We start from the raw sequence: 23,506 nt of genomic DNA, 5'->3' as shown, positions 1-23,506 counted from the left end.
ATCCTCCAGAGGAGGGTAGGCCCCCAATGAACATTAGGGCTGGGCAGATCATAGTTCAAAATAACGGACGCAAGAGCGCCACTGAGATACAATTCGTCGCCGAACCGGGAGTTCTTCCTTGGGGTTATAGCATCGTACCTACGATCGATCACTCGACCCGCATTGGTGCTCGAGGAGAGTGGATTTTAGAGGTTGGATTTCTTGGGCCTGGTGAGAACGTAACGTTGCAGGTCTTGAATGGCCCGCAAATCGCTTCCGTCCGCGCAAAAGAAGGACCGGCCAAGGCCGTCCCAGTTGTCCACCAACGCCTCTTTCCACGCTGGATCAATGCTTCCGTCGCTTTGCTAATGGCAACAGGTCTAATCACGCTTGGCTATTTAGCTTTCGTGCTCGTCCGGTTACTTCTAAACATTCAGATCGACTAAGTTCTAACGATACTTCTCATTCCCCGAACTAGAATTTACCCACCCCCGGCCCCTCCCGCAAGCGGGAGGGGAGTTGGTAGCGTTATTGATCCCCCTCCCGCTTGCGGGAGGGGTTAGGGGTGGGCCAGTCGTGATGCCCGCTGCCGCTCCACCGCCAGCCGGATCGCGGTGACGACGCCCTCCATGTTCGCAAACACATCGGCATTGGCGAAGCGCAGGACGGTGTAGCCCTCGCGCGCCATCCAGCGGTTGCGGCTGGCGTCACGCTCCGGTTCCAGGTCGTGGCTTAAGCCGTCGAGTTCGATCACCAGTTTGAGCTCGCGACAGAGGAAGTCGGCGAAGAACGGGCCGACCGGCATCTGGCAGCTGAACCGCACGCCTAGCTGGCTGCGCGAGATGTGGCGCCACAGTTCGCGCTCGGCAGGGGTAGCCTGCCGCCGCAGCGCCTGCGCGCGGACGGTGTTGCGGGGTTTCCATTGCGGGACGGGCATTTAGCGATCTTGCCCACCCCCGGCCCCTCCCGCAAGCGGGAGGGGAGTAGGTTGCGCTACTTGGTCCCCCTCCCGCCTGCGGGAGGGGTTGGGGGTGGGCCCTTCTTCAGAAATCGCCTCCACTTCGCCCGCATCTTCAATTTCCGGTCCGGCGGGCGGTCGCGCAGGTGCATGTTGCAGTGTTGGTGGCAGACGACGAGGTTGGACTCCTCGTCGCCGCCGCCGAGGCTTCTCGGGTTGAGGTGTTCGATCGTTCGTCGCTTGTTCGGGTGCCTGGGCGGATCAGGCATCGCACGGCCACATAGCCACCAATCCTCGCCGTCCCGCTTGAGCAGCCGCGCGATCATCGAGCGCTTCCATTTGGAAGTCTTGTTCCATCTAGTCATGGAAAGATCTTAGATCGGGATATGGCTTGTAGGATAATCGGGACCTTTCCCTAACATCCATCAACATTCCCGCGCCATTCCAGCCGCTTGGCGCAAGCGACTCCCGGTCCGGCGCATCGGCGGAAACCAATCGCGCCGCACGTAACTTCCTCTCGTGTGCCCGCCGGGTGCGGGTATCCAACGACACGAGAGGATGATCCGATGAACCAGCAGAACGACAACGGCGGGAATCGCCAGTCGCAGGGGCAGCGTGACAACCAGCAGTCCCAGAACCAGTCGGGCCGCGAGCAGGCTCCCGGTGAGCGGCAGCAGGGCATGCAGCCCGGCAGCGACCGCGACGACTATGGCGCGCCGGGAAGCCAGAGCGGCCGCGTCGGCGACACGCAGTTCGAGCAGGGCGAGAAGGGCCGCAACCGCGCGCCCGGCGAGCCGCGCGACGAGCAGGACGACCGCTATTCCCCCGACAGCGAGCACGCCCGGCAGGCCGAGCAGTCCGAAAACCGGCGCGACCGGAGCCAGGACGATCCCGACTTCGGGCAGGAATAACCTTTAAGGGAATCTCGCAGTCGACCTCGCGAGACGGCCGCCGCTTCCCTAACCGGAAGCGGCGGCCATTTTCGTATGGCTCAGCACCAGCCGCCGCGCAGGCCCCCGTCGTACCAGCGCGCGCCGCCCTCATCGCGCATGAATTCCGCCAGCCGGTCCTCGCCGCCGTCCGCGCCCGCGCGCTTCACGATGGCCAGCGTGCGGCCATATCGGTCGGTCGGCTCGTCCAGCCGGGTGGCGATGCGGAACGGCCCGCGGTTGAGCCAGCGCTGCAGCGCGGCGGCGGAGGCTTCGGCCTGCGCGGCCTCTGCCGGGCAGCGGGCGTCGATCTCGGCAGTGTCGATCCCGCTTACGCGAAAGCTGTCGTCGCCCAGCTTGAAGGTATCGCCGTCCACCACGCAGAAGGTGCCTCGTCCCGGACCGCAACGGGTGAACTGGCCCGAAACCTCTCGCGGATCGCTCTGCAGGAATGCGGGCGGCTCGTAGAAGCCGGGGGTCTGGTGCAGCACGGCCAGCGTGGCCAGCGCGATGAACAGGAGGATCGGCCGCACTTCGGACAGCGCCTGGCCCCACGACTTCGGGCGCGCCTTCGTGCGGAAGCGCGCCGGCCTGGGCGCGGAGCGGCGCCAGCGCGGCTTGCGACGAAAGCGCAGGGACTTACCCACGGAACCGTCGCCGTCGCCGTGGCTCAGTGGCCCCAGGGCGCGAGCGGCGGGGCGATCGGGCGGGCGAAATCGAACTCGACGCGGAACAGGCGGTCGCTCGGTGGGCGGCGGGTGAGCTGGTAGGCGAACTTGCCCTGGCGAGCCCCGGCCGGGTCGACCTCTACCCGCCAGACGTTGGTGACCGACACGTTGAGCCCCTCGCGCTCGAACAGCGCGATGCTTTCCGCGTCGACCGGGAAGTCCTGCGCCCGCGCGGTGCCTTCGCCGGCAGTATCGCCGCCGTACATGGTGACCGCGTCGTGCGATCCGTCCGCGTGGCGGTGATCGTGCTTGAGGCGCAGTCCGTCAGGGGTCCGGGTGAACACCCAGGTGCGGCTGCGGTCCCACGTGCCGTCGGCCTGCTGGACGTGGAACGGCACCTCGATCCGGTCGGCCGAGCAGGTGCGGACGTGCATCGCCATCGCCTTGCCGCGCATGTCGGCGTCCGCCTCCTGCGTGCTGACGAGGCCGCCGGCGTACGCCTTGCCGCAATGGCTGCTCAGGGCCTGCCAGAACGCGTCTTGCGGCGAAGATGCCGGGGCCGGCACGGTGGCGCATCCGGCAAGAGCAAGGGCGGAAACGAGGGCGAGGAGCGCGGCGCGCGGGGCAATGGTCATGACACGCGGTCTGGCAGTCCGGGGCGGGCGCGGCAAGGCGCGGTGCTTGATCGGCCTCTGCCTCCTCCCCATTTCGGTGGCACGACAATCACTCGAGAGGACCCAGCCCCGATGCGCACCGAAGCCGAAGTCGCCGCCATGCAATGCCCCGTCTGCCGCGTCCCGCTGGCGATGAGCGACCGGCAAGGCATCGAGATCGACTATTGCCCGCAGTGCCGCGGCGTGTGGCTCGACCGGGGAGAGCTCGACAAGATCATCGAGCGCAGCGCCCCTGCAGCGCCCGCCCAGCGCCCCGCGCCCAGCTATGCCCAGCATGGCGGCGCGCAGCACGGCGGCTTCGGCCACGGCAGCTACGGCAAGCCCTACAAGAAGCGCAAGTCGTGGATCGAGGAGATCTTCGACTGAGGCGATCGCACGAGCCGCGCGGTGGCTGCGACGAAATGCCGGAACGTCCGCAGGCCCCGTGCGCTTGAGTCATGTTCAATCCATTCCACAAGGGAATCAGAAACATGACTACCGATGCCTATGTCCGCAACGATGCCGCCACGACCCATGCGACGACCGGCGACACCGCCACCCTCAACACCCTGATCGCGACGCTGATCGATTCGGTGAACGGCTACCAGAAGGCTGCCGCCGACACCGAGAACGCCCGCTTCGCCGAGCTGTTCAATGCCCGCGCGCAGGAACGCCAGACCGCGGTGACCAAGCTTCAGGCCGTGGTCGCCCGCCTGGGCGGCAACCCCGAAGACGACGGCACGACCGCCGGTGCGATCCACCGCGGGTGGATCAACCTCAAGGAAGCGGTCGTCGGCCGCGACGACGAAGCGATCGTGAACTCGGTCGAGAGCGGCGAGGACTACCTCAAGGAGAAATTCGAGGCCGCGCTGAAGCACAAGGACCTGCCGGTCGAGGCCCGCGCCGCGGTCGAGGAAGCCTACACCTCGGTCCGCGCCGGCCACGACCAGATGAGCCAGCTCAAGCACGCGATCAACTGATCGCGGCCTGACCGATAACGCAGCGGGCGGCGTACCTTAACGGGTGCGCCGCCCGTTCGCTTTACTGCGAGATCGCCGGCTCGAGCTGGCCGGTCGCGCGGGCGTACCCGGCGCTGTCGAACATCTCGAAATAGCGGATCGCGCGGTCCTGCCACACCGACCACACGTCGACCTTGGTGGACTGGAACTCGCGCAGGGTGCGCCGGTGGCGCCAGCGAACCCGGCCGACCCAGACCACCCGGTCCTCGTCGCCGACGAGGGCATCGGTCTTGCTGGACAGCAGTTCCCAGCTTTCCGCGATGGCGGACCAGTACCCGATCACCGCCGTTCGCCCGTTGAACGGGCCGCTCAGGGGATCGCGCGGAAACTCGCGCTCCAGGACCGAGTGAAACTCGATCGCCTCGTCCATCAGCTCGAAAAAGCGCGCGGGCGTGGTGCCGGCGCTCGCGCCCCACACCTCGTAGGCAGCGGCCAGGCGCTGCCGGAAATTATCTGTCACTTGCAACCCGTTTTGTTTTTTTCGGTGGTCCGACCTTACCATTCGTTGCGAGCGGATCGCAACGGCGGTCGCCGTGCAAATCGATGGGTGGCATTAAAGGCCGCACTTCAAGAGTTTATGCCGAGCCGCTCCACGGCGCATCCCGTTACCCGTTGCACGACAGCCACAGGAAGGCGGCCCGAACCCACGCTTTCCTCGCGGGCGAGTTGCCGCTAAGCGCCCGCCACGCCCATCGAACGCGCCCATTGTAAGCAGGGGGCGTGACGAGCGAAGGATGCAAGGATGACCGGCGACACCCAGGCGATGCTCGCCAAGGCCGAAGTGCTGATCGAGGCGCTGCCCTATCTCCAGCGCTACGCCGGGCGGACCTTCGTGGTGAAGTACGGCGGCCACGCGATGGGCGATCCGGGCGCCGCACGCGATTTTGCCGAGGACATCGTGCTGCTGAAGGCGGTCGGCATCAATCCGGTCGTGGTGCACGGCGGCGGCCCGCAGATCGGCGCCATGCTGAAAAAGCTTGGCGTGGAGAGCACGTTCGTCGACGGCTTGCGCGTCACCGACAAGGCGACCGCCGAGGTTGCCGAGATGGTCCTGTCCGGCGCGATCAACAAGGAACTCGTCGGCTGGATCGCAAAGGCCGGCGGCAAGGCGCTGGGCGTATCGGGCAAGGACGGCGGCATGGTGACCGCGACCAAGGTCGAACGCACGCGCAAGGATCCGGACAGCCACATCGAGCAGGCGATCGACCTGGGCTTCGTGGGCGAGCCGTCGGTGGTCGATACCACGCTGATCGACACCGCGGTCGCGGCCGGGATGATCCCGGTGATCGCCCCGATCGGTGCAGGCGTGGACGGTCACACCTACAACATCAATGCCGATACGATGGCGGGCGCGGTAGCGGCGGCGCTCGGCGCGGCGCGGCTGTTCCTGCTGACCGACGTGGCCGGGGTGCTCGACAAGCAGGGCGAATTGCTGACCGACCTGACCCCGTCCGCCATTGCCGAGCTTCAGCGCGACGGCACTATCAGCGGCGGCATGATCCCCAAGCTCGAGACCTGCGTCCACGCGGTCGAGGCCGGGTGCGAAGCGGCGGTGGTGCTCGACGGGCGCGTGCCCCACGCGATGCTGCTGGAATTCTTCACCGCGCGCGGCGCCGGAACGCTGATCCGCGCCGATGCCGACGGGCAGGGCTGATCCGCCCATGACGGTACGCTTTGTTCTCTTGCCCGCACTGGCGCTCACCGCTTGCCAGCCCGCTGCAGAGCCTGACGCCGAACCTGCGCCGAGCGCTGCGGCGACGACATCCGCTTCCGAACCCGCCGCGCCCCAGGCGAACGAAGCCGCGACCGAATCTATCGATCCGCGCTTCGCCCCGCCCGAGCTGACGCCCGAGGCCGAACGCGGCGAGAAGGGCGCGCGCAACGTTCTGCTCAGCTGGGCCGCGGCGATGGAGAAAGGGGCGTTCGACAGCGCCCGCCTGCTGTTCGGCGATGGCGGCGGCAAGAGCGGCCAATCGGCCGAGGAATACGCCGCCAGCTATGCGGCCTACGAAGGCATCACTATCGCGCTGGGGGACGGCGAGGTCGAGGGCGCCGCCGGGTCGCTGTTCTACGCGGTGCCCGTCACCCTGACCGCCCGGCGGCTCGACGGCCCTGCGCGGCGCGACGGGACGATCACCGTGCGGCGGGTCAACGACGTGCCGGGCGCAACCGCGGACCAGCTTCGCTGGCACATCGAGCGTCTCGAATGGCGCTAACCCGTATTACCCTGTTGATACACCGCCCGGCCCTCGGCTAGAGGCAGGCTTGCAACCCGAAAAGGACCTTCGATGGACGCGCTGATCCAGATTTTCATCATGCTCGCGAACACCGCGAACATGCTCGTCATCATCTGGTTCATCGTCGGACTGCTGTTCAGCTTCAACGTGATCGGGCGGGACAACCAGTTCTTCGTCGCGGTCCACGATGCGATCGCACGGCTGTTCGAGCCGGTGCTGCGCCCGATCCGCCGGGTCCTGCCCGATACCGGCGCGATCGACTTTTCGCCGATGGTCCTGCTGCTGCTGATCTACGCCCTCATCATCGTGCTCGAGAGCCTGAGGCCGATCTGATGCCGGCGGAGGTGATCGACGGAAAGGCGTTCGCCGCCGCGCTGCGCGACAAGGTCGGCCACGCGGCCCGCGCGTTCGAGGAGGCGGCGGGACGCAAGGCGGGGCTCGCGGTCGTGCTGGTGGGCGACGATCCGGCGAGCCACGTCTACGTCGCGTCCAAGGGCAAGGCCACGATCGCGGCGGGCATGGCCAGCTTCGAACACAAGCTGCCCGGCGATGCCGCCCAGGACGAACTCGAGGCGCTCGTCCGGCGGCTGAACGCCGATCCGGCGGTCGACGGCATCCTCGTGCAGCTGCCGCTGCCGGGCCACCTCGACGACAAGGCGGTCATCGCGCTGATCGATCCCGACAAGGACGTCGACGGACTGACCGACACCAATATCGCACGCCTCGCCAACCAGCAGGCCGGGCTGTTTCCCTGCACGCCGATGGGCTGCATGATGCTGCTTGAGGATCGGCTGGGCGACCTGTCGGGCAAGACCGCGGTCGTCGTGGGGCGTTCGCAGCTCGTCGGGCGGCCGATGGCGCAGCTCCTGGTCAACGCCAACGCCACCGTCACCATCGCCCACAGCCGGACGCGCGACCTGCCCGCGGTGGTCCGCGCCGCCGAGATCGTCGTGGCCGCAGTCGGCCGGCCCGAGATGATCCGCGGCGACTGGATCGCCCCCGGAGCCACGGTGATCGACGTCGGCATCAACCGCCTCGCGCCCGAACCCGGCGCGGCGAAGGGCAGGCTGGTCGGCGACGTGGCGTTCGACGGAGCCGCCGCGGTTGCCGGGGCGATTACCCCGGTGCCGGGCGGAGTCGGCCCGATGACGATCGCCGTTCTGCTGCGCAACGCGGTGGTCGCGGCGCATCGGCGCGAGGGTCTGGCACCGCCGACCGATCTGCCTTGAAGGCCCGCGTGTTGGCAGCGGTCGTCCGGCGGCCTAGACAGGGCGGATGATCCGGTCCCTCGCCGCTGCCGCGCTCGTCGCCCTGTCGCTCTCCGCCTGCGCGACCAATACGATGCCGCGCGATCCCGCCGCGCGCACGCTGGCTCCGCGCGGCGAGCCGAGCACGGTGATTGCCGCCGAACTCGCCTTCGCCCGCGCCGCGCGGGAAAAAGGCACGTGGACCGCGTTTCGCGAATACGCGACCAACGACGCGGTCTGGCCGTCGCCGGGCTGGGTCAACGTGCAATCCTCGCTCCAGGGACAGGCCGACCCGGCGCAGCCGATCGTCTGGGGCCCTGACCTCGTGTGGACCAGCTGCGACGGCAGCTTCGGCTTCTCGACCGGTCCGGCCACCTATCCCGACGGACGCAAGAGCCGCTTCGCGACGATCTGGCAGCGCCAGAACGACGGCGAATATCGCTGGGTGATCGACCAGGGCTTCGACCTCGAAGACGGTTACGCGGCGCGCGAAATGATCAGCGGGCGCAAGGCCGAATGCCAGAAGGGTCAGGCCAACCGACTGCGCAAGATACCGCGCGCCCGGCGCGGCGAGGCGTGGCAATCCGCCAGCTCGGACGACGCGACCCTGTCCTGGACCACCGCTCTCGCCCCAGACTGCCGCCGCACGCTGATCGTGACCGCGCTGTCGCAAGGGTCGATGCGCGAGGTCTTCCGCCGCACCTCTTCCGTCCCGCCGGTCGCCTCGGGCGCTCCCGCGCCCAGCTGCTGAGGCTATCGTGCTCGAACTGTTTCTCTCTGCCTTCATCACCCTGTTCGTGGTCATCGACCCGCCCGGCTGCGCGCCGATCTATGCCGGGCTGACCAAGGGAGCGAGCGCCGCGCAGCAGCGCAGCATGGCGATCCGCGCCTGCCTGATCGCGGGCGTGATCCTGGTAATCTTCGCGCTGTTCGGCGAAGACCTGCTGAACGCGCTGCACATCGAGCTCGACAGCTTTCGCATCGCCGGCGGCATCATGCTGTTCGTGATCGCGCTCGACATGGTGTTCGAAAAGCGCACCCAGCGCCGCGAGCAGCGCGCGGAAAAGGTCGTGGCCGACCATGCCGGCAAGCCCGAGGTCGACGACGTGTCCGTGTTTCCGATGGCGATGCCGATGCTCGCCGGACCCGGCGCGATCGCCAGCGTTATGTTGCTCACCTCCAAGGCGCAGGGGCTGGAGAACACCCTCGTCGTGCTGAGCGCGCTGGGGACGGTGCTGCTTCTCACGCTGCTGGCGCTGATCGCCGCGAGCCCGCTGATGCGGCTGTTCGGCGCGCGGGTCGAGGCCGTCATCACCCGCCTTCTCGGCGTGCTGCTGGCCGCGCTCGCCGCGCAATACGTGATCGACGGGCTGAAAGGCAGCTTCGGGCTCTAGTTCCTCCCCGGCACGGGGAGGATCACTGCAGCGTTACGCGGGCCTCGTCGGGATCGGAGCGTCCGAAGAACTGCATAAGCTGGATCAACAGTTCGCACCGCTCGGACAGCGTGTCGGCTTCCAGAAGCGCCTGCTTGGCAGCGGGATCGAACGGGGCGATCTGGCTGACTCCGTCGATCAGCGTCCTGTCGTCGAGCCGCGCCACCGAATCCCAGTCCACGATGTAGCCTTGCGCTTCGGCAAAGGCGCGCGCCTCCTGCTCGAACCCGGCCCGCTCGACACTGGCGAGGGCGGCCCCCTCGTCCTCCAGCAGCAGGTCGCCCTCGACCTGGCGGAACGGGGTCGTGACGTCGAGCTCGCGGCGCACGCGGAACCGCGCTTCGCCGGCCAGCACGATGTTGTAGCGTCCGTCGTCCAGCGCCTCGACCTCGTCGATCTTGCCGACGCAGCCGATCGAAAAGAGCGGCGCGCCCTCGGCCATCGATTGCGGCTGGATCATCGCGATCCGCCGGTCCCTGGCGAGCGCATCGCCCACGAGCGCCCGGTAGCGCGGTTCGAAGATGTGCAGCGGAAGGTGCAATCCGGGAAACAGGATCGCGCCGGGCAGCGGGAAGATGGACAGGCGGGTCGCCACGGTTATCCGAACAGGATCGTCGAAAGCTTGCGGCGCGTCGCCACCGCCCACGGATCCTCAAGTCCGACCGCCTCGAACATCCTGACCAGTCGCGCGCGGGCGGCGCCCTCGTTCCACTCCCGATCGGTGCGGATCATGCCGAGCAAGGTATCGGCGGCGGCATCGCGCTCCCCGGCGGCGAAGGCGGCCTCGGCGAAGGCCATCTGCGCGTCCATGTCGGCGGGACGCTCGGCAGCGGCGGCGCGCAGGTTCTGCAGTTCGGTATCGTCGACCTTCTCGCCCGCCAGTTCCAGCGCGGCGAGCGCCGCCTTGACCGCGGGATCACCGGCCAGCTTTTCGTCCAGCCCGGCGGCGTGGGCCTGAGCCTCCTCGGTCCGCCCAGCGGCCACGAGCGCGCGGATCAGCCCGGCGTGCGCGGCGGCATTGTCGGGGGCCATTTCGGCGACCTGTGTGAAAATGCCTGCGGCCCGCTCGCCGTTGCCATCGGCCAGGACCTGCTCGCCCATCGCCACGAATTCGCTGACGTCGGGTCCGGCTTCCGCCTCGCCGCCGATCGGCAATTGCTCGAGCAGCTGGTCGAGCATCGCCTTCAATTGCGATTCGCCCCGCGCATTCGTCAGGTCGGCAACCGGCTGCCCCTGGAACATCGCATAGACGGTGGGGATCGAACGCACCTGGAACTGCGCGGCGATGAACTGTTCCTCGTCGACGTTGATCTTGGCCAGGACCACGCCCCTGTCGGCATATTCGCCGCAGACCTTTTCCAGCACCGGCGTAAGCGCCTTGCACGGCCCGCACCACTCGGCCCAGAAATCGAGCACGACGAGTTTGCTCATCGACGGTTCGACGACATCCTTGCGGAAGCGGTCGACCGCCTTCTGCTCGTCGAGGTTCAGCCCCATGCTGGCCACGTTCAGGTCCCCTTGCGATATGTCTGTGCACTGCGGTGCACCGTTGTGCGAGAAACCAATGTGGGCGTTCGCAGCCATTTGTGAAGCGGAAACGATCGGCTCGATTTAGCGCTTGCGGCACCGGTGACCTGTTGCTAATCGCGCGCCTCCCCGGCCCGGGCAACTGCCCCGGCCAAACGCCAGTGAGCGGGCGTAGCTCAGGGGTAGAGCACAACCTTGCCAAGGTTGGGGTCGAGGGTTCGAATCCCTTCGCCCGCTCCATTTCCCGACATTGTCGTGCAAACGCGTCCCTCAGGGGACCGATGTCGCATTCGACTGGTAAAGACGATGAATCCGTCCGTCTTCGAGCGTAGGCATTTCGTCGTTTTTGGTGTGGACAGCACCGATCGCATGGCTATGAGCGCGCGATATGTTGTATCGTTCAATCGCTAATCGCCCCCTCGCCCTGTCCATCGCAACCGTCCTCTGCGCAGCCGCCGCTCCGGCCTATGCCCAGACGGCCCCCGCGCCCACACCGGCGCCGCGTCCGGTGCCCGACGACTTCCACGACCGGCGTGTCGCGACGACCGGCGAAATCGTCGTCACGGCGGCGGCGGGCCTCGAACAGCTCGACGTGCTGGCCGGCGTGTCGGTGATGGAGGGCGACGAACTTCAGCGCAATCTCGCGGGCCAGATCGGCGACGTGCTGACGTCGCTGCCGGGCGTATCCTCGACAAGCTTTTCCCCCGGCGCTTCGCGCCCGGTCCTGCGCGGCTTTTCCGGCGAGCGCGTTCGCGTACTGGTCGACGGGATCGGCACGATCGACGTCTCGAACACCTCGGCCGACCATGCCACCACGATCGACCCGCTGACTGCAGAACGGATCGAAGTCCTGCGCGGTCCGGCAGTACTGCTGTACGGCAGCCAGGCAATCGGCGGCGCGGTCAACGTGATCGACAAGCGCATCCCGCAGCGCCGCCTCGACGAGCACCTCCACCTCGACGTGATCGGCGCACTCGATACCGCCTCGGAGCTGCGCCAGGGCGGTGCTTCGCTCGACGTGCCGGTCGGTGAGCGCTTCGTGTTCCATGTCGACGGCGCCTACAGCCGGACCGACGACGTCGAGATTCCCGGCTTCGTTCTTTCGCGCGACCTGCGGGCAGACGTTCTCGCCGATGCGGCCGAGGAAGAGGCTGAAGGTCACCTCGATGAAGCGGCGGAATTGCGTGAACTAGCGGACACGCGCGGCGTGCTGCCCAACAGCGCGACCGAAACCTGGAGCGCCAATGCCGGGTTTGCCTTTTTCGAAGGCGACAGCAATCTGGGCGCATCGTTCGGCATCTACGATACCGCCTATGGCGTGCCGACGCGCCCCGGCGCCGGCCACGCGCACGGCGAGGAAGGCGAGGAGGAAGAGGGCGGCGAGGAAGAGGGCGCAGAGACCGTCTCGATCGGCCTGCGCCAGTACCGCGCGGACATGCGCGGCCGCCTCGCGCTGGGCGATGGCGCGTTCTCGGCGCTCAACACGCGGGTCGGCTTCAGCGACTATACCCACACCGAGTTCGAGGGCGACGAAGTCGGCACCGTATTCGAAACGAAGGGCATCGAGGCCCGCGCCGTGCTGGAACAGAACCGCCGCGGCGGCTGGGGCGGTTCGACCGGCGTGCAGTACTATTTCCGAGATTTCGACGCCTTCGGGGCGGAAGCCTACGTCCCCAAGAACGATACCGAACAGCTCGCGATCTTCAGCCTGCAGGAGTTCGACGTAGGCCCGGTCCATCTCGAAGTCGCCGGCCGATATGAGACGACCGACGTCGAATCGCAGGTCGTCGGCTTCAATCGATCATTCGATACCTTCTCGGGCGCACTCGGCCTTGCCTACGAAACCGCTGGGGGCCTGCGCTTCGGCGTCAGCGGCAGCCGCGCGGCCCGCGCGCCGAGCGCGGAAGAGCTGCTGTCCAACGGACCGCACATCGCCACGCAGGCGTTCGAGATCGGTGACCCCGACCTGACGGTCGAAACGGCTTGGGGTCTGGAGGGCTACGCGCGCGGCGCGCTGGGCGCTGGCACGGTCAGCCTTGCCGTCTTCAACAGCTGGTTCGACGACTACATCTACTTGGCTGAAACGGGCGGTGAAGAAGACGGCCTGCCGGTGTTCGCGTACCGGCAGGGCGACGCCCGCTATTTCGGCGTCGAGGGCGAGATCAGCTATCCGCTGGTGCAATCGGACGGGTTCACGCTGCGCGCCGACCTGCGCGGCGACTACGTCCGCGCATCGCTGTCGGACGGCACGCCGCTGCCCCGCATCCCGCCGCTTCGCCTGCTGGGCGCTCTCGAAGCCGGGACCGGACCCTTCGACGTTCGCGGCGAAGTGCAGTGGTTCTCCGCCCAGGACCGGGTCGCGCCGTTCGAGACGCCGACCGACGGTTTCACCCACGTGAACGCGTCGATCGCATGGAAGCCACTGGCCGGGAGCAGCAATCTGACCCTGCTGGCTCAGGTCGACAACGTGTTCGACTCCGAAGTTCGCCGACACGCCAGCTTCACGAAGGACTTCGTGCCGCTGGCGGGCCGCAACTTCAAGCTGAGCCTGCGCGCGAGCTTCTAGCCGATCCGACCGTCGCCATCGCGGTCGAGCACCGAGGCGCGGCCTTCGGCCCGCGCCGCGGCCAGCTCGGCCTCGTGGGCACGCTCTTCGGCCTTGCGGGTCGCGATCTCGCCCTTGCGGGTGGTACGCATGTGATCGTAGCTCCAGCGCATCTGGCCGTATGCAAAGACGACCAGCAGGCCGCCAGCGATCGCGATGTTCTTCATCGCCATCGCCGCCTGCAGCGGATCGCCGATCTGGTTGTGGAAGAAGAAGGTCGCCAGCAGAGTGAAGCCCGCAAGCAGGATCGACACGAAGCGCGTCATGAAGCCGAGCGCGAGCAGCAGGCCGGCGACAACCTCGAACACGCCGGCCGGCAGAGCGAGAGTTGCAGGCAGGTTCGCTCCCTGAAGCATCGTGGCTGCGCTCGATGGATCGATGATCTTCGGAATGCCCGCCAGCACGAACAGTGCGGCAAGCATCAGGCGACCGAAAAACGCGGCAATGGCGGGCATGACGAAAGCTCCTATCCCCAGTTTCCCCTAGGTAACGCACCATCGCGGGAAATGGCCAAGATCGGTCAATTTTCCGCTTCGAACGTAATCTCCGCATGCGCCCGCAGACGCTCGACGAGCGCTTCACCCAGGAACGACCCCGGCGTGCCAATTCCGCCTGGTGACTTGCTCTCGAGTAGTGCCATGCCGGTCTCAGCCAACATCCGGCTGGTCGACCCGTATCCCGGATCGTATTTGCCCTTTACCGCGTAATGCAGCGCGCGACCGTCAGGCATCTCGGCCACGAAAAGCACGTCATAAAAGCCGTTCTCGCGCTCTTCCTTGGTCGGCCCCTCACCCGGCTTGGGCGGCTTGGCGCCGAACGGGTTTTTCATCATCGAGGCGAGCGCATTGGCCGCCGCCTTGCCGGCGTCTCCCGGGCTGGTGAGGACCATCTCATCATAGCGGAAGTCCTGGCCCCATGGGTGGCCCAGCAGGAAATTGGTCCGATGGACGTTCTTGGTGTTGATCGGCGCCATCACGAACGGGGCGGCCCACTTGCCGAGGCTCTCCTCGTAGTGCGGGATCATCCCGCTGGGCTGGTCGGGACCCTCGAACCCAGGGGTCAGACCGAAGCTCGAGCGCAGGACGCCGATCAGCTTGGGGTTCTTCGCGACCGCCTTCATCGTTTCGGTGAGGCTGGCAACGGTCCCGCCCGAAGCGCCGCCGGCCATCCCGCGTACCCGCCCCTTCACCCGCGGCGCAGGTGCGCCAAACCGCGCCTTCGCTTCTTTCTGGGCCATCAACACACCCAGGTCGAAGGGGATCGAATCGAACCCGCTCGAAAAGCAGATGCGCGCCCCGCTCGCCTTGGCGGCGTCCTCGTGCTGGTCGATCTTCTGGCGCATCCACACCGGCTCGCCGCACAGGTCGGCATAGTCGGTGCCGCTGCGCACGCAGGTCGCCACCAGTTCGTCGCCGTATAGCTGGTAGGGCCCGACCGTGGTCAGGACCACGCGCGTGCGGTGGCACATCGCGTCGAGCGTACCGGGGTCGCTCGCATCGGCGATGACGAGCGGCGTGTCGGCCGGCGCGCCGATCAGGTCGCGCACTTCGGCGAGCTTCTCCTTCGATCGCCCCGCCATCGCCCATTTGGGGGCGTCGGGCTTACCACCGTATTCGCGCACGAAATGCTCGGCGACGAGCCGCCCGGTGTACCCGGTGGCGCCATAGACGACGATATCGAACTCGCGGGGGGTATCGGCCATCGGACTCTCCTTTGGCGCAGGGATGCGCCGCGACGAGACCTGAGTCAAAGCCGCTACGTCGCGGCTGGAAACTACGTTGCTAGAGTCGGGGCAGTGTCACGCCGCGCTGGCCCATGTATTTGCCCGCGCGGTCGGCATAGCTCGTCTCGCAAGGCTGCTCACCCTTGAGGAACAGGAACTGGCACGCGCCTTCGTTGGCGTAGATTTTCGCAGGCAACGGAGTGGTGTTGGAAAACTCGAGCGTCACGTGCCCTTCCCACTCCGGTTCGAGCGGGGTGACGTTCACGATGATGCCGCAACGCGCGTAGGTGCTCTTGCCGAGGCAGATGACCAGCACGTCTCGCGGCACGCGGAAGTATTCCACCGTCCTTGCCAGCGCGAAGGAATTGGGCGGGATGACGCAGACATCGGTCTTGCGATCGACGAAGCTGTTTGCGGCGAAATCCTTGGGATCGACCACCGCCGAATCTACGTTGGTGAAAATCTTGAACTCGTCGGCCACCCGGGCATCGTAGCCATAGCTGGACAGGCCGTAGCTGATGCAGCCTTCGCGCCGCTGCGCCTCCACGAAAGGTTCGATCATTCCGCGCGTCGTCGCCGCCTCACGGATCCATGTGTCGGAAAGAATCGCCATGCACCCGTCTTTCCCCACGCCGGGGCCGGTAGCAAGCGAGCCGGATTGCTTATCCGCTAAATCGGCTTGGCGCGCAGGCCCGGATTGAGTCCGGTGACGTGGTTGAGCCAGGCCTTCGGCTTGCGCAGCATCGACTTGGGAAATTCGACCCGCAAGCCCGCGATCTCGGCCATCTTGCCGACGAAATGGATGCAGTTGCGGGTATCGAGGTCGTAATACCTGCCCGGCGCGTCGCGCCAGCGGGCCACTTCCTGCACGACGCGGCGGTATTCGGCGTCGGTCAGTTCGACCGTGAAATGCCGATTGGTGGTTTTGATGTACTTTGGCTTCTCGGTCATCACGATGTGCTCGACCGGCCCATTGAGGACCGCAGGCCCGGCGCTTTTCGCCGAGAAACCGTAATTCTCGCTGACGCGTCGACCGGTGGCTTCTTCGGTTCCTTCAAGGACGATGAAAGTGTGCGGGTAACGGCCGAACAGGACCGAGCCGTTGAAGCTGTGAAAGCTCATCGTCACCTTGGCCGTCGCGGCCGGCGACCAAGCCAGGACGGCGGCGGCGACGATGGTGGCCCAGAGGCGAAGGAAAAGGGTGCGACGCATTACGCCGCGCCCTATCATTCCCCGCCGCGTGAATGAACCCCCCGCGATTTCAGCCGCTTGGACTTCCTCGGCTTAGAACTTCACCGAACCGGTCACGAAGATCTGGCGCGGGTTGCCGTAAAACGCTGTCAGGACACCTTCGCGACCAAGCGCGGGAACAGGGTTGCCGCCACTCAGGACGGGCACACCGGTCGTCGCATTGGTCGCGATAAACGGATAGCCCGAGGTGATGTAGCGCTCGTTGGTCAGGTTCTTGCCGTAAACGCCGAGGGTGAACCGGTCGCCGGTGAACCGGTAGGTCACGCCCGCATCGAGCAGTTCGTAGCCTGGCTGGTCGAGATAGGGATTGGCAATCTCGAACTGCTGGGTGCGCGAGCGGTGCGAGAGCGTCAGGTTGGCCGACAAGTCGCCTCCCGCGACCGGCAGGTTTGTGCCGAGCGTGGCCGATGCGGTGAACTTGGGCGTATTCTGGATGCCGCGGAACGGCGCAAGGTTGGTTTCGACCCCGGCGATGATCGCGAAGTATTCCTGGTATTCCGCGTCGATGTAACCGGCGGTGCCGCCAAGAGTGATACCCGACCCCGGACCCGCGAAGTCGCGGGCGAGGCGGGCCGACACTTCGGCCTCGATCCCCTTGAAGCGCGCCTTGCCTGCGTTGGTGGTGACACCCGCAAAGCCTTCGAAGATCCCGTCACCGTTGGCGTCGACGCCGACCGATCCCGGGATCTGGACGTTGGTGTAATCGGCATAGAAGCCGGTCAGTGCGTAAGTGAAGGCGCGGTCGAAGAGCGAACCCTTGATGCCGACTTCGTAGCTGTCGACCGTTTCGGGCTCGAACAGGAAGAAGTCGTAGATTTCCGCGTAGCTCGGCGGTCCGGCGACGCCATCGGTATTGGGCGTGATGTTGGCGCTGCCGCGCGGGTCGAAGCCGCCACCCTTGAAGCCTTGCGAATACGACGCATAGACCATCAAGTCTTCCGTCGGCTTGACCGAGACCGAGATGCGCGGGGTCCACTTGTCGAAGCGGGCCTTCCCAGTGAAATTGGTGATCGGCGCGCCGAGATCGACCCCGTTGCCGCCGAACGACGGCGAGGGCAGGAACAGCCGGTTGGCCTTGTAGATCACCGAACGGCGGTTGTCCCGGGTATAGCGGATGCCGCCCGACACGCTCAGCCAATCGGTGAAGTCGAAGGTGAAGTCGCCGAACACCGACCAGGTCTCGGTGTTGACGTCACCGCTGGTGAACTGGCCGAAGTTGCTCGCCTGCGGGATGCCGATCAAGGGGCCGGTCGTCGCCAGGATCACGTCGAACTGGGTCAGCGCGTTGGCTTCCAGGTAATAGAACCCGACCAAGCCGTTAAGTCTGCTGCTGTTGTACAGAAACTGCACTTCCTGGCTGATCTGGTCGTTGAAGTAGATGCCCGGCACGTCGACGTCGATCGTCGGGAGCGAATCGAAATCGATCGGCCCGAAGGTCTTGTCTTCGCGCCACGCGCTGATGCTGCGCAGCGTAAAGTTGTCGCTCAGCTCGGCCGTGACATTCATCAGCAGGCCGTAGGCTTCGACGTCTTGGGTCGGCGTCGAAAGCCCAGCGCGTGTGTCGTAAACGTTGTCGAGGACTGGCGCGCCCGAGAAGAAACCGGGGATCAGGCGGTGGCCGTTGCGCGGATTCGATTCATCCTTCGTGTAGTCGCCCGAAATGCGCACGAAGAGGCGATTGTCCGGGGATTCGAATTCGACCGAGGCGCGCCCCGCCCACACGTCCTTGTTGTAGTTCTCGATGCCGAGGTTGAGGTTGTCGCCGAATCCACCGCGGCTCAGGCGCGCGCCCGATGCGCCGAACTTGAACATGTCGCCCAGCGGAACGCTGACGCTGACCACGGCGTCGGCCTGGTCGTAGCTGCCGTATGTCGCGCGCAGCTTGAACTCGGGATCGTCGGGAAGCCGGCGGGTGACATACTTGATCGCGCCGCCGATCGTATTGCGGCCATAGAGCGTGCCCTGTGGACCGCGCAGCACTTCGATCCGCTCGACGTCGTATATGTCGAGCACCGCGGCCTGCGGACGGTTGAGGTACACATCATCAAGGTAGATTCCTACGCCGGCCTCGAACCCGCCGACCGGGTCCTGCTGGCCGACGCCGCGGATGAATGCCGACAACGTCGAGTTGGTGGCACGGCTGTTCTCGACGGTGACATTGGGGGTCGTGTCACCGATGTCGGTGATGTCTAGAGAGCCGCTCTCCTCGAGCGCTTCGGCGCTGTAGGCCGTGACCGCGATCGGCACGTCGAGGAGATTTTCCTCGCGGCGACGCGCGGTAACGATGATGGCACCGTCAGCTTCGCTCGCTGCGACTTCCGGCTCGCCAGCAGTATCCTGCGCAGTGGCAGGCATGGCGAAAGCACCGAAAGCCAGCGAACTGGCAAGGGCAATGCGGCTTGCGCGGACGGGCATGCGGATCATCGGTTCGTCTCTCCCTGACATGGTGCCGAGCCTTGCCGGCACTCTTGCCCCTCCATTATTGAAACCTGAACCACCTTTCAACTTTTTTCGTTGCCTGTTCGTGCCGCAGCGCATATCCGTTGCGCAATGGCCACAAGAGCACAGTCCGGGGAGAGTGCCGCAAGCATCAGCAAGAAACCGCGGACCGCGCGGGGTCGCGCGACGATGCGCAAGTTGCTCGATGCCGCGGCGAAGGAATTCGGTGAGCACGGATTCCACGCCGCATCGATCAGCGGGATCACGCGGCGCGCCGGTACTGCGCTGGGAAGTTTCTACACCTATTTCGACAGCAAGGAGGCGATCTTCTCCGCCCTGGTGCGCGACATGAGCCGGGCAGTCGCCGAAGCGGCCGCAGCCGCCATGCCTGACGGCATTTCAGGGATCGAACGCGAGCGCGACGTTACGTCCGCGTTCCTGAGCTTCGCCCGCGAGCACAAGGAAATCTATCGCATCATCGACGAGGCGGAATTCGTCGACCCCGCCAATTACCGTGCGCACTACGAGAATGCGGCCGGGCGCATCGCGGCGCGCTTGGACCAGGCGGCGCACGATGGAGACATCGCTCCCGGCGACAACGAAGTGCGCGCCTGGGCGCTGATGGGCATGAACGTGTTCCTCGGCATGCGATTTGGCGCGTGGGACGACAGCCGCAACCCTGCGGAAATCGCGGCGGTGATCGAGCGGCTGCTGCGCAACGGGATCGCGCCGCCTCATCGGTCTGGGACTTGAAAGATATGCACGGATGATCGGCGGGAAGAACGAGCCGGAAGCCGGCTTTGTCGAGCGCCGCTGGACATCGAGCGACGGCCTGTCGCTCTATTGCCGCGACTATTCCGGTGCCGGGGGCGCGGCGCGCCTGCCGGTCGTCTGCCTCCACGGCTTGACCCGTAACAGCAGTGATTTCGAGGATATCGCCCCGCTTATCGCGGCAACGGGACGGCGGGTGATCGTTCCCGATGTACGGGGGCGCGGCGAATCGCAGTGGGACGTCAATTCCGCGAACTACGCGCCCCGCACTTACGCGCACGACGTCGTCGAACTTCTCGATGCGCTCGGCATCGGTCGGGCCGTGTTCGTGGGAACGTCGATGGGCGGCGTGATCATGATGTTCCTTGCGCTGCGCAATCGCGGACGCATCGCGGCCGCTGTTCTCAACGACGTAGGCCCCGAAGTCTCACCCGAAGGATTGGCCCGCATCCAGTCTTATGTCGGACGCCCGGTAAACCTGGCCAGCTGGGCGGATGCGGTGTCCTATGTCCGCACGCTCAACGAAAGCTCGTTGCCGCATTTCGATGACGACGACTGGGAGCGGATGACCGCGCGGACCTACACGCGCGGCACTGGCGCACCCACGCCCCGTTACGATCCCGCCATCGCCGCGCCGCTGAACGCCGGCAAGGCGAAGGCCCCCGCGTTTCTCGCGTGGATACTGTATCGCAGCCTGGTGAGGTCGCGGTCGGCCCTGGTGATCAGGGGGGAAACCTCCGACATCCTCAGCGGGAAGACGGCAGAGCGCATGGCTGCCGGGCGTACGAACGTCACCTTGGTCGAGGTGCCTGGCGTCGGCCATGCGCCCACACTGAGCGAGTCCGCAAGCAGGGACGCGCTGCTGTCGTTCCTCGACAGGGTGCCCTGACCCAGCCCGGCCGAGCGCGCCGCTCAGCTCGCCAGCAAGCTCGCGTTCCCTCCCGCAGCGGTCGTATCGATGCACACCACGCGCTCGGTCGCAAAACGCAGGACATAGTGCGGCCCGCCGGCCTTGGGCCCGGTGCCCGACAGTCCTTCGCCGCCGAACGGCTGGCTTTCGACCACCGCGCCGATCTGGTTGCGATTGACGTACAGGTTGCCGACTTTCGCCAGTCGCTCGACCGTCCGCCGCGTGTCGGCGATGCGGCTGTGCAGGCCCAGCGTCAGACCGAAGCCGACAGCGTTGATATCGGCGATCACGCTTTCGAGCTCACCCGCGCCAAACCGGGCGACGTGCAGGATAGGCCCGAAGTTCTCCCGCTTGAGGTCGCGGATCGAGCCGATCTCGATGATCGTCGGGGCGACGAAGCAGCCGGCTGCGACGCCTGCGGGTAACTCGCGCCGCCATACGGGCAGTCCTTCGGTCGTCCGCCGCGCGACATGACGCTCGAGCTGGCTACGCGCATCCTCGTCGATGACCGGGCCGACATCGGTGGCAAGATCGGCCGGATCGCCGATTTCGAGCGCTTCGAATGCGCCCTTGATCATCTCGAGCATAGCGTCGGCGACGTCATCCTGCAGATAGAGCACGCGCAACGCGCTGCACCGCTGCCCCGCGCTCTGGAACGCGCTGGCGACCACGTCGCGGGTCACCTGCTCGGGCAGCGCCGAGCTGTCGACGATCATCGCGTTCTGGCCGCCGGTCTCTGCTACCAGAGTGGCAATCGGTCCTTCGCGCGCGGCCAGGCTGCGGTTGATCGCCTGCGCGGTCTGGGTCGAGCCGGTGAAGGCAACCCCGGCGATGCGTGGGTCCGCCGTGATGAGCTGGCCCACCTCGCCCGCGCCGGGGAGAAGCTGGAAGACCTCCTCCGGAATTCCCGCCTCGTGGCACAGCCGCACCGCGAGCGCGGCGATCAGCGGGGTCTGTTCGGCTGGCTTGGCGACCACAGTGTTGCCCGCCGCGAGCGCAGCGGCCGCAGGCCCGATGAAGATCGCCAGGGGGAAGTTCCACGGACTGATGGTGGCGAACACGCCGCGCCCCGCGAGGCTCAAGCGGTTCTCCTCGCCAGTCGGACCGGGCAAGGGGATCGGCGCCGAGAACAGCCGCCGCGCTTCGCCCGCGTAGAACCGCAGGAAGTCCACCGCCTCGCGCACTTCGAGCACGCCGTCGATCAAAGTCTTGCCCGCCTCGCGCTGGCACAGCGAGATGAATTCCGCCGTATGCGCCTCGAACGCGTCGGCAGCCGCTTCCAATAGCAGTGCGCGCCTTTCGCCGCCGAGTGCGTTCCAGCCGGGCTGGATCGCTTCGGCGCGGGTGATCGCATCGGCGACCTCGATCGCGGTGGCATCGCGCCTGGTGCCGACTTCGCGGATCATGTCCTGCGGCGACGTGATCGGGGCAATTTCACCCGGCTGCGATGCCACAAACGTCGGTGCAGCTTCCCAGCGGCGATCCGCCAGCTTCTCCAGCTCGGAGAGAAGCGGCGCGAGCACGAGCGGATCGGCAAGGTCTACGCCCCCACTGTTGGCACGGTTGGCGAAGATTTCGGGAGGCAGAGGAATCGAGGGATTGCGCCTGGGCTGCAGCGCGGCCAGTTCTGCTACCGGATCGACGGTCAGCTCGGACACCGGCACGCCGGCATCGGCCATGCGATTGACGAACGACGAGTTTGCGCCGTTTTCCAACAGGCGCCGCACGAGGTAGGCGAGCAGGTCCTTGTGCCCGCCGACCGGCGCATAGATGCGCACCGGCGTGCGGTCATTGCCTTCGGTCTTGGCGAGTTCCTCGTACACGTCCTCGCCCATTCCGTGCAGGCGCTGGAACTCGAACTTGCGGCCCTTGGCGAGCGCCTTGATCGCCCCGATCGTGTAGGCGTTATGCGTCGCGAATGCGGGATGGATCGCGTCCTCGGCCTCGAGCAACTTGGAAGCGCAAGCGAGGTAGGAGACGTCGGTCGCGACCTTGCGGGTGAACACCGGATAATCCGCATACCCGCCCACCTGGCTCAGCTTGATCTCACTGTCCCAATAGGCGCCCTTGACCAGTCTCACGAAAACACGCCGCCCGTGCCGCCGCGCCAGCTTGGCGACCCAGTCGCACATGTGAACGGCGCGCTTTTGATAGGCCTGCAGCGCAAGGCCGAAACCGGTCCAGCTCGTGCCGTCGGCCCGAGCGAACAGTTCATCGTCGGCGACCAGCGCTTCGATGATGTCCATGGACAGTTCGAGCCGTTCGGCTTCTTCGGCGTCGATGGTGAAGTGCATCCCGCCGTCGCGCGCCTTGGCGGCGAGGTCCTTGAGCATGGGCACCAGGGCCGCCCTGGCCGCTTCGGCATGGAGGAAATCGTATCGCGGATAGAGCGCCGAGAGCTTGACCGAGATGCCCGGCGATCGCTCCCACCCCGCATTCGTTTCCCGGCTAAGCCGCGCGATTGCGGCCTCGTAGCTCGCCCGGTAGCGCTCGGCATCGGCGAACGTCATCGCTGCCTCGCCCAGCATGTCGAAGCTGTGCGTCAGTCCCTTCGCGCGTTCCGGTGCGGCACGCTTGAGCGCTTCGTCGATCGTCCGCCCGAACACGAACTGGCCGCCGAGAATCTTCATGGCCTGGAGCGTCGCCTTGCGGATCACCGGCTCGCCCATGCGGCCCACTGCGCGCTTGAGCGCGGCACCCGCACCGCGCTGGTGCGCTTCGGGCGGATCGAGCACTTCGCCGGTCAGCATCAGCGAAAAGGTCGCCGCGTTGACGAAGGTCGAGCTCGATTCGCCGAGGTGCTCGCTCCAGTCGATCGCGCCGATCTTGTCCTTGATCAGCGCGTCGGCGGTGGCCGCGTCGGGCACCCGCAGCAGCGCCTCGGCCAGGCACATCAGCGCGATGCCTTCCTCGGTATCGAGGCCGTAGGTCTGCAGGAACGCGTCGAGCCCGCTGGCCTTGCGCGCCCGCGCGCCCTCGATCAGCCCGCCCGCGATCCGGGCGGCCTCGCCATGCACGGCCTGCGCCGGCGCGGCCATTCGGATGCGTTCGGCGACGCAGGCCTCCTCCTCCATCCGGTAGGCGAGGCGAAGGGCGTGGCGGTCGATCGCAGGGGCGCTGGGCATGGCGCGCCCCTGCACCCGGTTTCACCTGCAAT

Annotated in this window: 26 protein-coding genes and 1 tRNA gene; 14 read left to right on the top strand and 13 right to left on the bottom strand. The window is 66.5% G+C overall.

All coding sequences use genetic code 11. The features are described 5' to 3' along the window. The first annotated feature begins 26 nt into the window (after nt 1-26). Nucleotides 27-425: a hypothetical protein gene (locus AR323_RS02685; RefSeq protein ID WP_057882380.1), complete on the top strand. Its 399-nt coding sequence runs from the start codon at nt 27-29 to the stop codon at nt 423-425. Between the two features lie 113 nt (nt 426-538). Here the strand turns inward: AR323_RS02685 and AR323_RS02680 are convergent, their stop codons facing one another. Beyond that, nucleotides 539-916, bottom strand: coding sequence for an endonuclease domain-containing protein (locus AR323_RS02680; protein ID WP_057882379.1), 378 nt, complete (start codon nt 914-916; stop codon nt 539-541). Between the two features lie 56 nt (nt 917-972). After that, a complete protein-coding gene (locus tag AR323_RS15330) occupies nt 973-1,206 on the bottom strand; it encodes an HNH endonuclease (RefSeq protein WP_407701068.1) in 234 nt (77 codons plus the stop codon). A 297-nt stretch (nt 1,207-1,503) separates the two neighbouring features. On the opposite strand from AR323_RS15330, the gene AR323_RS02670 reads away from it, so the two are divergent. Continuing rightward, on the top strand, nt 1,504-1,848 hold the full coding sequence (locus AR323_RS02670; protein ID WP_057882377.1) for a hypothetical protein: 345 nt from the start codon (nt 1,504-1,506) through the stop codon (nt 1,846-1,848). A gap of 80 nt (nt 1,849-1,928) precedes the next feature. On the opposite strand, the gene AR323_RS02665 is transcribed toward AR323_RS02670, so the two are convergent. Together AR323_RS02665 and AR323_RS02660 are read right to left on the bottom strand one after the other, a co-directional pair. After that, complete coding sequence (locus tag AR323_RS02665; RefSeq protein ID WP_057882376.1) at nt 1,929-2,513, bottom strand: thermonuclease family protein; 585 nt, start codon at nt 2,511-2,513, stop codon at nt 1,929-1,931. A gap of 23 nt (nt 2,514-2,536) precedes the next feature. Next, complete coding sequence (locus AR323_RS02660) at nt 2,537-3,169, bottom strand: hypothetical protein (RefSeq protein WP_057882375.1); 633 nt, start codon at nt 3,167-3,169, stop codon at nt 2,537-2,539. A 111-nt stretch (nt 3,170-3,280) separates the two neighbouring features. On the opposite strand from AR323_RS02660, the gene AR323_RS02655 reads away from it, so the two are divergent. Together AR323_RS02655 and AR323_RS02650 are read left to right on the top strand one after the other, a co-directional pair. Beyond that, a complete protein-coding gene (locus AR323_RS02655) occupies nt 3,281-3,574 on the top strand; it encodes a TFIIB-type zinc ribbon-containing protein (protein WP_057882374.1) in 294 nt (97 codons plus the stop codon). 104 nt (nt 3,575-3,678) lie between these two features. Continuing rightward, a complete protein-coding gene (locus AR323_RS02650) occupies nt 3,679-4,167 on the top strand; it encodes a PA2169 family four-helix-bundle protein (RefSeq protein ID WP_057882587.1) in 489 nt (162 codons plus the stop codon). A gap of 61 nt (nt 4,168-4,228) precedes the next feature. Here the strand turns inward: AR323_RS02650 and AR323_RS02645 are convergent, their stop codons facing one another. Next, nucleotides 4,229-4,666: a nuclear transport factor 2 family protein gene (locus AR323_RS02645; protein ID WP_057882373.1), complete on the bottom strand. Its 438-nt coding sequence runs from the start codon at nt 4,664-4,666 to the stop codon at nt 4,229-4,231. A gap of 282 nt (nt 4,667-4,948) precedes the next feature. On the opposite strand from AR323_RS02645, the gene argB reads away from it, so the two are divergent. The 6 genes from argB (at nt 4,949) to AR323_RS02615 (ending at nt 9,084) form a co-directional block, all read left to right on the top strand. Next, nucleotides 4,949-5,860: an acetylglutamate kinase gene (argB, locus tag AR323_RS02640; protein WP_057882372.1), complete on the top strand. Its 912-nt coding sequence runs from the start codon at nt 4,949-4,951 to the stop codon at nt 5,858-5,860. 7 nt (nt 5,861-5,867) lie between these two features. Next, on the top strand, nt 5,868-6,422 hold the full coding sequence (locus tag AR323_RS02635; RefSeq protein ID WP_152980284.1) for a hypothetical protein: 555 nt from the start codon (nt 5,868-5,870) through the stop codon (nt 6,420-6,422). Nucleotides 6,423-6,494: 72 nt separating this feature from the next. Beyond that, nucleotides 6,495-6,776 carry a YggT family protein gene (locus tag AR323_RS02630; protein ID WP_057882370.1) on the top strand — a complete coding sequence of 94 codons (282 nt, stop codon included), beginning with the start codon at nt 6,495-6,497 and terminating at the stop codon, nt 6,774-6,776. Further along, entirely contained in the window at nt 6,776-7,672 is an 897-nt protein-coding gene (gene folD, locus AR323_RS02625; protein WP_057882369.1) for a bifunctional methylenetetrahydrofolate dehydrogenase/methenyltetrahydrofolate cyclohydrolase FolD, read from the top strand. The genes AR323_RS02630 and folD overlap by 1 nt, the downstream gene beginning before the upstream one ends. A 46-nt stretch (nt 7,673-7,718) precedes the next feature. Next, the gene (locus tag AR323_RS02620) at nt 7,719-8,441 is read left to right on the top strand and encodes a hypothetical protein (protein WP_057882368.1); all 723 of its coding nucleotides are present in this window, start codon (nt 7,719-7,721) and stop codon (nt 8,439-8,441) included. Nucleotides 8,442-8,448: 7 nt separating this feature from the next. Then, nucleotides 8,449-9,084, top strand: coding sequence for a MarC family protein (locus AR323_RS02615; protein WP_057882367.1), 636 nt, complete (start codon nt 8,449-8,451; stop codon nt 9,082-9,084). Nucleotides 9,085-9,106: 22 nt separating this feature from the next. Here AR323_RS02615 and AR323_RS02610 read toward each other — a convergent pair whose 3' ends face one another. After that, the gene (locus AR323_RS02610; protein ID WP_057882366.1) at nt 9,107-9,718 is read right to left on the bottom strand and encodes an LON peptidase substrate-binding domain-containing protein; all 612 of its coding nucleotides are present in this window, start codon (nt 9,716-9,718) and stop codon (nt 9,107-9,109) included. Between the two features lie 2 nt (nt 9,719-9,720). Beyond that, a complete protein-coding gene (locus AR323_RS02605; RefSeq protein WP_057882586.1) occupies nt 9,721-10,620 on the bottom strand; it encodes a tetratricopeptide repeat protein in 900 nt (299 codons plus the stop codon). 195 nt (nt 10,621-10,815) lie between these two features. Between AR323_RS02605 and AR323_RS02600 the strand changes: the two genes are divergently transcribed. Next, nucleotides 10,816-10,890: transfer RNA gene (locus AR323_RS02600), tRNA-Gly, on the top strand. Between the two features lie 148 nt (nt 10,891-11,038). Next, on the top strand, nt 11,039-13,216 hold the full coding sequence (locus AR323_RS02595) for a TonB-dependent receptor (protein WP_057882365.1): 2,178 nt from the start codon (nt 11,039-11,041) through the stop codon (nt 13,214-13,216). On the opposite strand, the gene AR323_RS02590 is transcribed toward AR323_RS02595, so the two are convergent. From AR323_RS02590 to AR323_RS02570, 5 genes are all read right to left on the bottom strand, one after another. Next, on the bottom strand, nt 13,213-13,710 hold the full coding sequence (locus AR323_RS02590) for a DoxX family protein (RefSeq protein WP_057882364.1): 498 nt from the start codon (nt 13,708-13,710) through the stop codon (nt 13,213-13,215). The two genes, AR323_RS02595 and AR323_RS02590, sit on opposite strands and share 4 nt — an antisense overlap. 65 nt (nt 13,711-13,775) lie before the next feature. Continuing rightward, nucleotides 13,776-14,957, bottom strand: a complete 1,182-nt coding sequence (locus AR323_RS02585) for a saccharopine dehydrogenase family protein (protein ID WP_057882363.1) — start codon at nt 14,955-14,957, stop codon at nt 13,776-13,778. Nucleotides 14,958-15,036: 79 nt separating this feature from the next. Next, entirely contained in the window at nt 15,037-15,591 is a 555-nt protein-coding gene (gene dcd, locus AR323_RS02580) for a dCTP deaminase (RefSeq protein ID WP_057882362.1), read from the bottom strand. Nucleotides 15,592-15,647: 56 nt separating this feature from the next. Next, nucleotides 15,648-16,190: a C97 family peptidase gene (locus tag AR323_RS02575; RefSeq protein WP_057882361.1), complete on the bottom strand. Its 543-nt coding sequence runs from the start codon at nt 16,188-16,190 to the stop codon at nt 15,648-15,650. A 72-nt stretch (nt 16,191-16,262) separates the two neighbouring features. Then, nucleotides 16,263-18,644 (bottom strand): TonB-dependent receptor, encoded by a 2,382-nt coding sequence (locus tag AR323_RS02570; RefSeq protein ID WP_057882585.1) that lies wholly within the window; start codon nt 18,642-18,644, stop codon nt 16,263-16,265. A 135-nt stretch (nt 18,645-18,779) separates the two neighbouring features. Here AR323_RS02570 and AR323_RS02565 point away from each other — a divergent pair, with 135 nt between their 5' ends. After that, entirely contained in the window at nt 18,780-19,421 is a 642-nt protein-coding gene (locus tag AR323_RS02565) for a TetR/AcrR family transcriptional regulator (protein ID WP_057882360.1), read from the top strand. 13 nt (nt 19,422-19,434) lie between these two features. Further along, entirely contained in the window at nt 19,435-20,328 is an 894-nt protein-coding gene (locus AR323_RS02560) for an alpha/beta fold hydrolase (protein WP_057882359.1), read from the top strand. Between the two features lie 23 nt (nt 20,329-20,351). Here the strand turns inward: AR323_RS02560 and putA are convergent, their stop codons facing one another. Continuing rightward, the gene (gene putA / locus AR323_RS02555; protein WP_057882358.1) at nt 20,352-23,474 is read right to left on the bottom strand and encodes a bifunctional proline dehydrogenase/L-glutamate gamma-semialdehyde dehydrogenase PutA; all 3,123 of its coding nucleotides are present in this window, start codon (nt 23,472-23,474) and stop codon (nt 20,352-20,354) included. Between the last annotated feature and the right edge of the window lie 32 nt (nt 23,475-23,506).

Origin of the sequence: Tsuneonella troitsensis (assembly GCF_001441535.1) — a bacterium.
Lineage (GTDB): Bacteria > Pseudomonadota > Alphaproteobacteria > Sphingomonadales > Sphingomonadaceae > Tsuneonella > Tsuneonella troitsensis.
The sequence above is the reverse complement of the archived record's forward strand: the minus strand, read 5'-3'. Positions and strand labels throughout refer to the sequence as shown.